The organism is Cohnella luojiensis (genome assembly GCF_004564235.1).
Classification (GTDB): Bacteria; Bacillota; Bacilli; order Paenibacillales; family Paenibacillaceae; genus Cohnella; species Cohnella luojiensis.
This window is the reverse complement of the sequence record NZ_SOMN01000040.1, coordinates 1-13,397: the sequence shown is the minus strand read 5'-3', so window position 1 is coordinate 13,397 and position 13,397 is coordinate 1. Positions and strand designations below refer to the sequence as shown.

The 13,397-nt window shown below is 48.6% G+C and carries 13 protein-coding genes; 11 read left to right on the top strand and 2 right to left on the bottom strand.

The genetic code is table 11. The annotated features are described in order from the left end of the window. Positions 1–64: 64 nt before the first annotated feature. Positions 65–1,303, top strand: a complete 1,239-nt coding sequence (gene fabF / locus E2980_RS20665) for a beta-ketoacyl-ACP synthase II (RefSeq protein WP_135154124.1) — start codon at positions 65–67, stop codon at positions 1,301–1,303. 232 nt (positions 1,304–1,535) lie between these two features. After that, complete coding sequence (locus tag E2980_RS20660; RefSeq protein ID WP_135154123.1) at positions 1,536–2,624, top strand: HD-GYP domain-containing protein; 1,089 nt, start codon at positions 1,536–1,538, stop codon at positions 2,622–2,624. Here the strand turns inward: E2980_RS20660 and E2980_RS20655 are convergent. Beyond that, positions 2,617–2,844: a hypothetical protein gene (locus tag E2980_RS20655; RefSeq protein ID WP_135154122.1), complete on the bottom strand. Its 228-nt coding sequence runs from the start codon at positions 2,842–2,844 to the stop codon at positions 2,617–2,619. The two genes, E2980_RS20660 and E2980_RS20655, sit on opposite strands and share 8 nt — an antisense overlap. A gap of 148 nt (positions 2,845–2,992) precedes the next feature. Between E2980_RS20655 and E2980_RS20650 the strand changes: the two genes are divergently transcribed. The 9 genes from E2980_RS20650 to E2980_RS20610 all read left to right on the top strand — a co-directional run bounded on the left by E2980_RS20650 (position 2,993) and on the right by E2980_RS20610 (position 12,290). Then, positions 2,993–3,262, top strand: coding sequence for a hypothetical protein (locus tag E2980_RS20650; RefSeq protein WP_135154121.1), 270 nt, complete (start codon positions 2,993–2,995; stop codon positions 3,260–3,262). Positions 3,263–3,750: 488 nt separating this feature from the next. After that, a complete protein-coding gene (locus tag E2980_RS20645) occupies positions 3,751–4,335 on the top strand; it encodes a GNAT family N-acetyltransferase (RefSeq protein ID WP_135154120.1) in 585 nt (194 codons plus the stop codon). 105 nt (positions 4,336–4,440) lie between these two features. After that, positions 4,441–5,811, top strand: coding sequence for an extracellular solute-binding protein (locus tag E2980_RS20640; protein WP_135154119.1), 1,371 nt, complete (start codon positions 4,441–4,443; stop codon positions 5,809–5,811). 83 nt (positions 5,812–5,894) lie between these two features. Then, complete coding sequence (locus E2980_RS20635; protein ID WP_135154118.1) at positions 5,895–6,788, top strand: carbohydrate ABC transporter permease; 894 nt, start codon at positions 5,895–5,897, stop codon at positions 6,786–6,788. 16 nt (positions 6,789–6,804) lie between these two features. Further along, on the top strand, positions 6,805–7,686 hold the full coding sequence (locus E2980_RS20630) for a carbohydrate ABC transporter permease (RefSeq protein WP_135154117.1): 882 nt from the start codon (positions 6,805–6,807) through the stop codon (positions 7,684–7,686). A gap of 9 nt (positions 7,687–7,695) precedes the next feature. After that, positions 7,696–9,498 (top strand): sensor histidine kinase, encoded by a 1,803-nt coding sequence (locus E2980_RS20625; RefSeq protein WP_135154116.1) that lies wholly within the window; start codon positions 7,696–7,698, stop codon positions 9,496–9,498. A gap of 1 nt (position 9,499) precedes the next feature. After that, a complete protein-coding gene (locus E2980_RS20620; protein WP_135154115.1) occupies positions 9,500–10,684 on the top strand; it encodes a response regulator in 1,185 nt (394 codons plus the stop codon). Positions 10,685–10,923: 239 nt separating this feature from the next. Beyond that, positions 10,924–11,478, top strand: coding sequence for a PadR family transcriptional regulator (locus E2980_RS20615; protein ID WP_135154114.1), 555 nt, complete (start codon positions 10,924–10,926; stop codon positions 11,476–11,478). Beyond that, complete coding sequence (locus E2980_RS20610; protein ID WP_135154113.1) at positions 11,475–12,290, top strand: CPBP family intramembrane glutamic endopeptidase; 816 nt, start codon at positions 11,475–11,477, stop codon at positions 12,288–12,290. The genes E2980_RS20615 and E2980_RS20610 overlap by 4 nt, the downstream gene beginning before the upstream one ends. Positions 12,291–12,301: 11 nt before the next feature. Here E2980_RS20610 and dnaN read toward each other — a convergent pair whose 3' ends face one another. Then, complete coding sequence (dnaN, locus tag E2980_RS20605) at positions 12,302–13,201, bottom strand: DNA polymerase III subunit beta (protein ID WP_167747205.1); 900 nt, start codon at positions 13,199–13,201, stop codon at positions 12,302–12,304. Positions 13,202–13,397: the final 196 nt, after the last annotated feature.

The window sequence follows — 13,397 nt, the reverse complement described above, 5'->3', positions numbered from 1 at the left end:
ACTTGTAATAGGATAATAAGCATGACATGATTATCATAGGGTTTCATTCAAGGAGGGAATCGCCATGGAAAGAGTAGTAATAACGGGAATGGGCGCGATAACGCCGCTTGGAAATGACGTAGAGACCTTCTGGACTCGGCTTGTCCGCGGAGATTCGGGGATTACAACTATAGATGCTTTCGATACGACCAGGTTCAAGGTTAAAATAGCGGGAATGGTACGGGATTTCGATGCCAAGGAGCTGTTCGGTCATAAGGAAGCCCGGCGCATGGATCGGTTTAGTCAGTTCGCCTTAGCGGCGGCAGACCAGGCATTAGCGGACTCGGGGATCGATTTGGAGCAGGTGAACAAAGAGCGGATGGGCGTATATGTCGGCTCTGGTATCGGCGGAATACAGACTTTAATGGATCAACATACACTGTTAAGCGACCGAGGACCGGAAAGGGTAAGTCCCGCTTTGGTTCCTATGATGATAGCCAATATGGCTGCGGCGTTAATCAGTATTAAACTCGGTGCGCTGGGGGCTACGCTATCTCCCGTAACGGCTTGTTCTATCGGGAATACGGCCATAGGAGAAGCGTTCTTTCATATTCAATCCGGAAGAGCCGATGTCCTTTTCGCGGGCGGTTCGGATGCGGCGATAACCGAAATATCGTTAGCCAGTTTCTCGAACGCAACGGCGTTATCGACGAGGAACGACGAGCCCGAGAGGGCTAGCCGGCCGTTCGATGCCGGAAGGGACGGTTTTGTTATGGGGGAAGGCGCGGGAATTCTGGTTCTGGAATCGTTGACTCATGCCTTAAAGCGAAACGCCAGAATACACGCGGAAGTCATAGGATATGGAGCAAGCTCCGACGCGTATCATATGGTAGCGACCCATCCTGAAGGCGACGGGGCTTACCGGGCAATGAAATTGGCGCTTCAAGAAGCGAAAATACAACCTGGCGAAGTGGATGTCATTAGCGCTCACGCCACTAGCACGGAGCTCGGAGACAAGTCGGAAACGGCGGCCATCAAGAAATTGTTCGGACAGGATGCCTATCGTATTCCGGTTACGGCCAACAAGTCCATGACGGGACATATGTTCGGAGCCGCGGGAGGCGTAGAGGCCATTGCCTTGGTGAAAAGCTTGCAGAACGGCATCATCCCTCCGACGATTAACCAACAGGAGAGAGGGGAAGGTTGCGATTTGGACTATGTTCCCAATGCAGCTCGCCCAGCCGATCTGAATATCGGAATATCCAATTCCTTTGGGTTCGGCGGACATAACGCGGTTATCGTTCTTAAGAAATATAAAGGTTAAAGATATATGCGTCGTCGTCCACTTAAAGGAGGCCGGGATTCTCTAATATGAGAACTCCCGGCTTTTTGTACGTTCGATCCAAACTCACGGAACTGCGGTTATTCGACCAAATTCGCTATATTTATTTATTATTGGATGACAGCATTCAACAGTTTATTTGAGTTCTTGTCGTTATACTAAATTTATCGTCAGTTTTCAAGGAAATATTCTACTATTAGGAGAAGATTAAGAGATGAAAATAGTCCCTATATCCCAGTGCCTTCCGGGAATGCGTCTAGGTAAACCGGTGCTCTCCGAACATGGCAAAGTCATTCTCGGCTATCATGTGGAGCTGACTTCATTAATGATTATGAGACTAACTAGAATGGGAATCCATTCCTTATATATCGAGGACGTTCAAACGGACGATATTCCAATAGATGATTCGATCGGGGAAGAGACGCGTGTCATGCTGCACATGGCGCTGGCGAAGGTCTTTGCGAATTTCAGCGTGACCTCTTCGTTCGGAATCGGAAATCAGATCTTGGCCACTAATCGGATGTTAGTCGAGGGAATAACCAGAGTGATTGAAGATTTAAGCCGTGACAGGCGAAACCTCGTATCGCTTATGACGCAGAACATGGCTCCCGCTACAAAGTTAGAGCAGCATTTTTGCCAAAATGCTATTAATGTCTGCGTTTATACTACGAAACTTGCCATGCTGCAAGGTTATTCCCAGACAGAGTTGGTTGAGGTAGGGCTTGGTGCCCTTCTTCACGATGTGGGAAATATTCAAATCCCGTCCCAATTGTTGTTAAGCAGCTCCAAACTAACGCCGATCGAGTATATGGAAATCAAAAAGCATACGGAATACGGCTTTCGCATGCTCAAAGAGAATACAGGCCTTCCTCTACTGGCGGCAACTTGCGCACTGCAGCATCACGAGCGTATCGACGGCAGCGGATACCCTTATAACCTAAAAGGTAAGCAAATCCATGAATATGCCCTTTGGATCGGCATGCTTGATTCCTACGACGCGATGACCCATCCTCGTGCTTACCGCAGAGCAATTGCTCCTCACCAAGCATTGGATATTCTTTTTGCAAATGCCGGCACCCTCTATGATTTGAAGAAGGTAACTTTATTTCGAAACAAGGTAGCTATTTTTCCGGTCGGACAAAGCGTCAAATTGAGCACGAGAGAAAGGGGAGTGGTATGCCGCCAGAACCAGTCCATTCCTTCTAGGCCTGTCGTAAGGGTTCTGCAAAACGAACGAGGCGAGAAACTGAAAGCTCCCTATGAAATCGACCTGTCCTCTGCGCTTCATGTCATGATTAACTAACGAATAGCTGTTGCCAATGGCTGAACGGTTGAAAGACGGCTGCAATCAAATCCAGGGGATTCGGAAGTACGGTATTCAAGCCTTTCGCAATGCTGATGCCTGTCCCTATCAGCAGTAGAATCGAGAAGATCCATAGCCCCTTCTTATCTTTCCTTAAAGCTGGAACCTCGATTGCGGCAATGATAGCTGTGATCGCCAATACACCGGGAACGAGCCACATCAAGACCAACTCCTTTGGTTCACATAGAAACAATTTCCAACGGTCTTATTTCCATTATTTCCTTGCCGTTACGGTTATATTCTGTCCTGCTTTTTTGAACTCGAAACCATGATATAATGAGAACAATTCAAACATGGGGGTGAGCAGGATGGAAAAAGTGCTGACAGAATTCGAATTATTCGACCATATTGGCCGGATGAGTAGAACAAATTCAGTGTCTCAAGTCTTTATTCCGGGAAAAGGCACTTTTACCATGTTGCTTCAAGAAGAAGACCCTCTTTCGCTCAACGTAGAGACTGCTTTAGACCCCCGGCTGCATGAAATGATTCAAGACAGTCGAGATGATTATAAATCAGGCAATGTATTAACTACGAAACAATTTCTTCAATCCATTTCTCCTGCTGACTTCAAGAAATGAAAGCGCGACACGAGGCGATTGTAGTCGCGGTGAAGAATAGGTTAACTTTAGGCTTGGGATGCAGTCATTAATTCATGACAGGCATCCTTTTTTAACATATCCCACCGACCACCAACGTCGGCTAATAGCACCCCCCGCAACCCGTAACCCCGAAATCATTGGAAAAAACTAAGTGTAAAATAGTCAGTTAGTTTGAAGGAAAAGGTAACCTATCCGAATCTAATTGCAGAAAATACAGTTAGTTGAATGAATGGAGTCCGAATATCAGAATTTTGAAGGATGTAAGTGTATTCTCTGCAACTAGTTTCTTCAAACGAGTGAGTATTGAGTTTCTTAGTGTATTTTTTACAACTAGAAATATAGGAAGGACTCGACCGGCCTTGCTCGATATAAACGTATACTACCGTTGAAAGACGGCGAAGCCGGTTTTTCTTAAGTGCGTTATTAATTCTATCTAATTGGATTTAAGATATTAAGGAGGAACGGACATGAGTTCTATAATTGCTAACCCTATATTATTAACAATACCCGAGAGTTTTGAAAGTAAGCGTTTAGTTATTCGTGCTCCTCTATGGGAAGATGGGGCGATGGTTAACGAGGCGATCAAAGAGAGTATAGATGAATTACGTCCTTGGATGCCCTGGGCCGGGCAGATTCCAACGATTGAAGAATCGGAGATCATTTCACGACAAGGAAGAGTTCATTATTTGGAACGCTCAGACTTGAGGTTGTATCTTATAGATAAGACAACAGGCCAATTCATTGGAAGCAGTGGTCTTCATCGAATCGACTGGCAAGTACGGAAATTTGAAATTGGATATTGGGTTAGCACCCCCTTTAGCGGGCAAGGATACATTACTGAAGCGGTTGAACGTATTACATACTTCGCAATTAATGAATTACAAGCTAATAGAATTGAAATTCGGTGCGATTCACGAAATACACGAAGTGCTCGAGTTGCTGAGCGCTTAAAATTTACCATGGAGGGTATTCTTCGAAACGATAAATGTGATGTTGATGGCTTGCTAAGAGAGACCGTCGTATATTCTAAAGTTCGTGGTGCAGAGTTTTAGGCCCCCTCCTTTAAAAAACAAACATCTCCTCTTAAGTAACTTTATTGTTTGCGTTTTCAGTTAGATGGATAATGAGGCTATCACAACCTCAAGGGGGATGTACCAATGAATTTTATAAACAAGAAAATGCTTGGCACCGTTATGGCGGGTTTGCTTGCGGTTAGCTTGTCCGCATGCGGATCTTCCGGAAACAACAATAACGGCGGCAATGCAAGCGCTCCGGCTAGCAGCCCGGCTGCCAGCAGCAGCGCAAGCAAGGACACAGGCAGCAACGAGAAAGTCACGATCACGTTCCAGAACATTTACCCTGACCAAACCGACCCGAAATACAAAATGATCCGCAACGTCGTCGCGAAATACGAGTCGGAGCACCCGAACGTCAAGATCGAACTCGACTCCCTCAACACCGACCAACAAAAGCTGAAGCTGAAAACGCAAGCCGCTTCCAAAGAAGTGCCGGACATCACGATCGTTAACCCATCCGCTCAAATGCAGCCGTTCGTCGACGCCGACCTGTTCGCTCCGCTGAACGAGATGGTCGAGAAAAACGGCCTCAAAGATACGTTCCAATCCGGAATCCTCGACTACTATACATTCGACGGCAACCTGTACGCCTTGCCGGACGGCAACAACATCGCCCTTGTCTATTACAATAAATCGCTGTTCGAGCAAGCCGGCGCGAAAGTACCGACGACGTTCGAGGAAATGGTCGAAGCCGTCAAAACGCTTAAAGCCAAAAACATCACGCCTATCGCCATCGGCGAAAAAGATTCCTGGACCGGTTCGTTCCTGTTCATGAACGTCTTGCTCCGCACGAACGGCGGCCCGGGTTTCCTGAAGGAAGTTCTCGACGGCAAGAAAACGTTCGACGACCCGGCGTTCACAGAAGCCGTCGACGCGTTCCAATCGCTCGTGCAAGCAGGTGCCTTCCAAGAAGGCGCGACGTCCTTCGACTATAACGCTGGCGAGAATCTGTTCAAGACAGGCAAAGCGGCTATGTACTTCATGGGAAGCTGGGCAACCGGCGGCATCGAAACGTCCGACGTCAGCAAAGACGGTAACGTAGGCGTCTTCAAATTCCCGACGGTCGGCGGCAAAGGCGACCCTAACCAATTCATGCTCGCTCCGGGCAGCGCGTTCGCGGTATCCAAGAACAGCGAGCATCTGGAAGAAACGCTCGATTTCTTGAACTACTTCATGCTGAACTACCCGAAAGAACTGTTTACGCTTAAGGGAGGCGTAGGCCTTGCCCAAGTCGTGGACGGCGACTTTAAAGCCGCAGGATACTCCGACATGGCAGTTGAAGTCATGAACATGTTCAAAGACGTAAAAGGCGGAGACCTGGCGTTCGACAACACGATGAACCCGGGAACTGCCCAAGTGCATCTGTCGAGCATCCAAAACTTGTTCGTAACGAAAAAAGACGCGGCAGAAGTAGCGAAAGAACACCAAACCGCTTTCGAAGAAAACAAATAATAATCACCGTCGATTAGGTACGGAGGGGGACGCCCGGCGCCCCCTTTCGTCATCTGCGAGAGGCTGTAAAGGAGGCGAAAGCCTTGAACGTGTTGAAAGTATCCCGTTGGACGATCGCGGCGTTCGTACTGCCGTGTTTGCTCCTCTATGTCATTCTCGTGTTCGTTCCGATTATCGTCTCGTTCTATAACGGGATGCTGGATTGGAACGGCATCGGCACGTCCAAATTCGTGGGCCTTTCGAACTTCGATAAAATGTTCACGAACGATGCCTACTTCTGGCCATCGGTCAGACGGACATTCCTATTGGCCGGATTCTCGATGTTGGTTCAATTGCCGATCGCCCTGTTCGTGGCGATTCTGATCAGCCGTTACGTTCGCAAGACGGGTTTCCTCGTCTCGAGCTATTTTCTGCCCGTCATCCTGTCCGTGGTCGTCATCGGCCAATTATGGAAGACGATATACAATCCGGCCTCCATGGGCGGCATGATCAACCAAATTCTGATCAAGCTCGGTCTGGATTCCTGGACGCATTCCTGGCTAACCGAACCGAAGGTGGCCATCTACTCCATCATTCTCGTCGCTCTATGGCAATACCTGGGCTACCACATTCTCATTCAATTCACCGGAATTCAGAACATTCCGGCCGATATTTACGAAGCCGCCAAGATCGACGGCGCGGAAGGCTTTAAGGCCGACCGTTACATTACGCTGCCATTGATCGTCCCGATTTTCAAAATTTCCGTCGTGCTCTCGTTCATCGGTTCCCTCCAATCGTTCGACCTCATTATGGTCATGACGGGCGGCGGACCCGCGCACGCGACAGACGTTATCTCTAGCCATATGTACAATATGTCGTTCCTCTCGATGAAATACGGTTACGGCAGCGCCATCGCTTGTTTCCTGGTCGTCGTCTGCCTAGCGGCTACCTTGTTCATCAATCTGTTATTCAATCGGCTAGACAAACGATTCTCGTAAAAAGGAGGCGCTCCGCATGAGCCAATCCGTAAGCATAACGGTAGCGAAGCCTGTCGCTGAAACCCGGCGCAGCCGCTTTACATTCACCAAAGGCATTGTATTCGCCTTCTTCGGTATCCTGCTCGTCACGCAGTTGTATCCGCTCATCTGGCTGCTCATCTATTCGCTCAAGACGAATGAAGAAATCCTGTCGGGCAACTTCTTCGCCTTGCCGTCGGTATGGCAATGGAGCAATTATTCGGCCGCCGTCGAGGGAGGAAACTACTGGAAATACCTCGGCAACAGCGTTCTGGTGACCTCCGTCACCATGGTTTGCGTCATCCTGCTGGCTTCGCTGACGGCGTTCGCGATTACCCGTTTCCGCTGGAAATACGGGCAGGTCGTCCTTCTGATTTTCTTGCTCGGAATGATGATTCCGATGCAGGGAACGCTGCTTCCGCTCATGATCATGTTCAAGAACATCGACATCTTGAACACGCACTTGTCGCTTATTCTGCCGTATATCGCCTTCCAGACGCCGATCGCCGTATTTATCCTAAGCGGCTTCATGAAGACGATCCCTCAAGAAATCGAGGAATCCGCGATCATGGACGGAGCCGGCGTATTCCGGATCTTCGGTTCTATCGTGCTTCCGGTCTCGATACCGCCGATCATGACAGTGTGCATCCTGGCCTTCATCAACATCTGGAATGAATATATCATGGCGGCTACCTTCATCTCCGCCGAGAAGCTCAAAACCTTGCCTTTCGGAGTGTATAGCTTCGTTAGTCAATACTCGGTCAACTACGGCGCGATCGGAGCTTTCCTCGTGCTTGGCGCATTGCCGGTTATTCTCATTTATTTCTTGCTCGCGGAGAAAATAACGAAAGGCATGGTAGCCGGCGCCGTAAAAGGGTAACATGGGATCATGAAAAGCTTCCGATCCATACACGGCCGATTATTTCTGATCTTTTTGTTTAGCATGCTGGGCTTGCTTCTTATTGTCAGTTTGGTTTATTACCAGCGTGCGTCCGAGCAAATTCGCAGCAAGGTGAGCGTCATTGCCGAGAAGAATATCTCGCAGACGGTCGGCCTGTTCGACTTGATGCTTAAAGGGTATGATACCGTCACCAAATCGCTCAACAGCAACAACGAGCTGATGAGACTGCTGCAGAATCCTTCATCCGACCGTACGGTCGAGGGAGTTAATCTTGAACGTCGAATTACCGACATTCTGGGGGCCATATTTTACTCCCGCAACGATATCGTCGGCATTCATATCGTAACGAACAGGGGCAAAGTATTCAGCTTCGACCGCTCGGTAGGCGCCGCCGTGAGGGATCATTCCGAGAAGCAATGGTTTACCCAGCTGCAGCAATCGACAGGCGAGATGATATGGCTTGGCGTTTACCCTCAATCGCTCATGAGCGGGGGGATCGACCGGCCTGTTTTCGCGTTCGGACGCCAGTTGTTCGAGCTTAGCGCATTAAAGCCGATCGGCATCGTCTTGATCGAAACCGACGCGGACGCCATCGTATCCGCGCTTTCGAACGCGATTCTCGGACCGGGGAGCAGCGTCATTATTCAAGGTCACGAGGGCAACGAGATCATTCGCACGAAAATGGCGGAGAACGAAACGGTAATCGTTCCCCCCGGTTGGCCGGGGAAATTGAAGAACGGCGAAGTGAGCCTGACCGAGCGGGAAGACGCCATGATTACCGCGGCCCGGATCCGCACGGCGGATTGGACCGTTATCGGCGTCACGCCGAAGCGGGATTTGAAGCTTGAGCTTAGGGAAACGCAGCGTTTTCTGCTAAGCGTTATCATCGTGCTTGTCATTGCGGCAACGGCACTCGCGACGTTCGTATCCCGTTCCTTTTCCTCCCCGTTCAAAAGGCTGATCCATCAGATGAAACAGGTGGAGCTGGGGAACTTCAAGGGTCAGGTCCACGTGCAATCCTACCAGGAGCTTAACGTTCTCGTGGGCTCCTTTAACCGCATGGTTAACCAGATGGACGATTTGATCGAGCGTATTAAGCTGGCCTCCATAAGCGAGAAGAACGCTCAGCTTCAGGCGCTTCAGTCCCAGGTTAATCCCCACTTTTTGTTCAATACGCTGGATATGATCTATTGGATGCTGGACGAACGGGAGAATGACCGGCTCGGCAAAGTGATCCTGGCTTTGTCGCATATTTTCCGTTACGGGAGCGAGTGGGAGGAAGCCTCGCGCGCGACGCTTCGCCGCGAGCTGGACCAACTGCATCATTACTTGACGATTATCCAAACCCGGCTTGGAGGACGCGTGAGAACGGAGTTCGAGGTGGAAGAGCGCTGGCTGGATATGGAGGTTCCCAAGATGTTCTTGCAGCCTATCGTCGAGAATGCCGTGAAATACGGGCTGGAGCCACTGAACCGTCCCGGTAGCTTGCGTATTTCTTCGAACGAAAATGATGGACGGCTGGAGATTATCGTGGAAGACAACGGCGTCGGAATGGAGGAGGATACGCTCCGGCGTCTTTCCCATACGCTAGATGATTCTAGCGTATTGGAATTTGGACGAAGCGACGAGGCGGAAGAATCGGCGGGCCGTAAAGGAATCGGTTTGCAGAACGTGAATAGTCGTATTCGCTTGATGTTCGGGGAAGGCTTCGGTATACGAGTCGACAGCCGCAAGAACCTCGGAACGACCGTTATCGTTACGCTCCCTATTCCGCCGGAGAGGAGACAATAACTTGAACATTCTTGTCGTCGACGACGAAAGCGTCATTCGAAGCGGAATAGAACGGACGATTCGAAACCAATTTCCGGATCATCGCGTCTTTCTTGCCTCCAATCCGGAGGAGGCCGTTTACCTGCTGAAGAACGAATCCATCGATCTCGTCCTTACCGACGTTCTTATGCCTGGCATGACGGGGCTGGAGCTGATGGAAATTTCCCGCACAAGACATGCCCACGTGAAATGGGTCGTGATCTCCGCATACTCGGAATTCGCGTATGCCCAGGAAGCGGTTCGATTGGGAGCCAAAGACTATTTGCTTAAGCCGATCGGCAAGGACATTCTGATAGAGATGATCAGGAAACTTGGAGAGGAGATCTCGAAGGAGAACGAATGGTCCAAGGAGACTCATCTCTTGAAAGGCAATTTGCGGTTGCTGCGGGAGGCCGTGTTCGCCCGCTGGGCGTCCGGCCTGGACTTAGGGGCTATCGATATTAAGCCCTTCACCGAAAACCATTCGCATTTCCACCTGCTGATGGTACGAATGGAAAGCGACCGCGACGTGAAGCTGGAGCATTTCATCATGGAGAACGTGTTATCCGAGCTGATCGAATCTGCAGGTACCGGGTTCGTGGCCAGCATCGACGCCAAAAGTCTGCTCGGATTGGTCACGTTACGGGACGACAACGGGCTTGGGAGACTGGTTGAGCAGTTGAGAAGCCATCTGAAGCGATACGTGAAGACGCCGTTTCAAGTGCTTCATACGGACCGAATCACGGACTTCGCAAAGGTACCCGCCGAAGTGCAGAACTTGCGCAAAGCCTCCGCCAGCCAAGTGTATGACCATTATGCCAGCGGCGGAGACCAGGCGGTCGAAGTCGCGCTCCAATACATCCAGTCGAATTATCACGCGGAACTGTCTTTGGAGAAGGTGGCATCCGTCGTCTACTTGAATCCGATTTACTTCAGTCAATTATTCAAGCAGAAGACCGGGAGAGGCTTCAAGGAATACATCACCCATCTTCGGCTCGAGCGGGCGATGGAGCTGCTTCGGGGATCGGAGCTGAAAATCGCCGATATCTCCGAGCGCGTCGGTTACCCGGACATGCGCCACTTCTCCCAGATATTCCGTAAGAAAAACGGCGTCACGCCGTCGGAGTACCGCCAGAATATGAGCGGAGCCGAATATGTCGAGCATTAGAAATGCGCAAAGCCGAAACTCTTCTTCGAGAAGGGTTCCGGCTTTTGTTTTAGAGTTAGAGCTTGGTAGTGGACCAATGAATCGGGCGAGCGAGTGACGGCGGCAACTTCGGATTCTTTCCGTCAATCCTGCAGTGGATTGGATGTTAACAAATGTTGACAGAACTCAATTAAGGTATTATGCTCGATTTATATGTTTCTAATAGACATGTCTATTAGAAATAAGGAGGATATTTCATTATGCAGGATAAGATCATTCTGGGTTTGCTGCTGGACGGCGATAAGTCGTCCTATGATCTAAAGAAAAGCATGGAATCAAGCACCGGGTTCTTTTACAATTCGAGCCAAGGCAGCATACAACCGGCTTTGAAGAAGCTCATTCAGAATGAGCATGTCCTTGTAACGGAGGATCGTCGGGGGGCAAGGCGCAAGAAGGTTTTCTCGATCACGGAGGAGGGGGAGAAGGAGTTCCTGCGTTGGGCCGGTGAGCCGATCGCATTAGACAAACCAAGGGACCCCGCGCTCGTAAAAATGTTTTTCTTCAACTATGTCGAAGGCCCCAGAAAACTCGAACTCGTCGAACAATATTTACGTGAAATCGAGACGGTAGGGACGACCTTGAAGATGATTCAGCAAATGAACCGGGAACAGATTGGGAAAAACAGGGAGCTTCTAAATAACCCGAAAGTAAGAAGCAGGCTGGATACATTGGAATTCGGAATGGATTATTATGCTTTCTTGAAAGAGTGGTACGGGAAATACTTGCAGAAAATAAAAGAGGAGCTGGAGCCTTGAGAGTAACTCATAACAAGACGCTGAGGAATGTGATTATTTTTTCGCTCGTCGCGCTTAGCTGCGGATGGATCGGGCGGCTGGTGGATCTGCAAGCCGGAACGGATGAGAACGGCAGCCTAGGACAGCTGATTTGGATTGTGTCCCCCCTCTTGGCTGTAGTGATTATGCGCAGTTGGATGGGAGACGGGTGGAAAGATTTCGGGATCAAACCTCGAATCAGGGGAAACACGCTTCTGTATGCATTCAGTTTCCTATTCTTTCCCTTGATGACAGCGGTGATTGTCGCAATCGGTTTGGGACTGGGGTGGACGGACATGTTCTCTTCGTCTTCTTCCTATTTGGCGGCAATCGGAATGGCGCTCATACCAAGCTTCATCAAAAATGTATTCGAGGAATTCGCCTGGAGGGGCCATATGGCTCCGAAGCTCTTTTCGCTTGGCTATAACCGCTTTCTCGTTCATATTGCCGTTGGGTTGGTTTGGGGGGCGTGGCATTTTCCTTATTTATTTCTGTTCGTAGACACCACGGAAAGCATGATCACCTATATCCCCCGCATGATGATCGGCGTGATCGTCATGGCGATTCTGTATGGTGAGATTCTGTTGATGACCAGAAGCGTATGGCCGGCCGTCGTTATGCACACGATGGGAAATGCCTTCATAGATACGTTAATTTTGAAAAAATTCATTCTTGTACATGAAGAATTCAGCTATGTTGCCATGCCCAGTCCGGAAGGAATCCTCGCGATCGCTTTGACGGGGCTTGCCGGTCTATGGATATTCAAGAGAAGAAAAAGAACGACGCCTCGGTAACATCTTATTTATTATTTTGATCTAATTGGAGTTAAGATATAAATCGATTGAGAATCTTGAAAGGGTTCAATAATCATAGGGTTCAGCTTGCCGGAAAACTTCAATGTTGTTTTTGCGCTATCTGTGGAGCGCAGAATATCTCTCATATGTTTTCCATTAAAGGAAATTTGAATTTCAGCACCGGCAATATGCTCAATGCTCATTTCCTCGTAGACATCCCCAATCTCAGCAGTTCTTGCAACTAACTCAATACGGTTCCCCGTAACATTTAAGCGCAAGAGATTACTATCATCCGCTAATAGTGAAACTCGTTCTAAAGCGCTTAATATATTTCCTGTGTCCACTAAGATTTCAGTCGAGTGCGATACCGGAATAATGTGTTCAACGGAGGGATAAGTTCCATCGATTATTGCAGAGTAAAAAATCATATTTCGTGTTTTGAAAATAGCTTGGTTTTCTCCGAATATGATCTCGGTTGATTCTTGTTCATCGCTAAGCAGTTTTGATAATTCATACAAATTTTTCCCTGGAATAATAATTGGGGTGTAACATTGCACATATTTCGTGTCCATATCAATTGTTCTCGAAGCTAATTTTACACCGTCCGTAGCAAGGAATCTAAGGCGGCCATTCGCATCATTTTGGCAGGATACGCCTGTTAATACAGGTCTATTCTCCGAAGTTGAAACCGCAAAAACAACCTGTCTTATCACTCTATGTAAAAGTGAGCTTTGGATATTAAAAATCATTATGGGCTCAACCTTAGGAACTCCTGGAAAATCCATGGGATCCAATCCACACAAGCGATAAACGGACATATCAGACCTAATAGCGAGGATAAGGTGCTCCGTTATTTCTAGAGTCACAATTTTCGATGGGAATTTTCTTATTATGTCTAAGAAGTATTTCAATTTAGTACCTCCGCCAATACCTAACTACAGCTTGCCAAACGAGCTCAAAATGAATTTAGTTCGATCTACGCCACTAGACATGCATAAAACCTGACATCAGCATCACAATATCCAAATGTGTATAATTTTTACATTCATCTTCTTGGCAGATAAGAAAAAAGAATGTAACCACTTAATCGTAGGCGATTACCATTTA

What these genes read in the sequence shown, in the direction of transcription:
- E2980_RS20630 (WP_135154117.1), top strand. Translation starts at nt 6,805, where the DNA reads ATGAGCCAATCCGTAAGCATAACGGTAGCGAAGCCTGTCGCTGAAACC.
- E2980_RS20625 (WP_135154116.1), top strand. Translation starts at nt 7,696, where the DNA reads ATGAAAAGCTTCCGATCCATACACGGCCGATTATTTCTGATCTTTTTG.
- E2980_RS20650 (WP_135154121.1), top strand. Translation starts at nt 2,993, where the DNA reads ATGGAAAAAGTGCTGACAGAATTCGAATTATTCGACCATATTGGCCGG.
- E2980_RS20645 (WP_135154120.1), top strand. Translation starts at nt 3,751, where the DNA reads ATGAGTTCTATAATTGCTAACCCTATATTATTAACAATACCCGAGAGT.
- E2980_RS20655 (WP_135154122.1), bottom strand. Translation starts at nt 2,844, where the DNA reads ATGTGGCTCGTTCCCGGTGTATTGGCGATCACAGCTATCATTGCCGCA.
- E2980_RS20660 (WP_135154123.1), top strand. Translation starts at nt 1,536, where the DNA reads ATGAAAATAGTCCCTATATCCCAGTGCCTTCCGGGAATGCGTCTAGGT.
- fabF (WP_135154124.1), top strand. Translation starts at nt 65, where the DNA reads ATGGAAAGAGTAGTAATAACGGGAATGGGCGCGATAACGCCGCTTGGA.
- E2980_RS20615 (WP_135154114.1), top strand. Translation starts at nt 10,924, where the DNA reads ATGCAGGATAAGATCATTCTGGGTTTGCTGCTGGACGGCGATAAGTCG.
- E2980_RS20640 (WP_135154119.1), top strand. Translation starts at nt 4,441, where the DNA reads ATGAATTTTATAAACAAGAAAATGCTTGGCACCGTTATGGCGGGTTTG.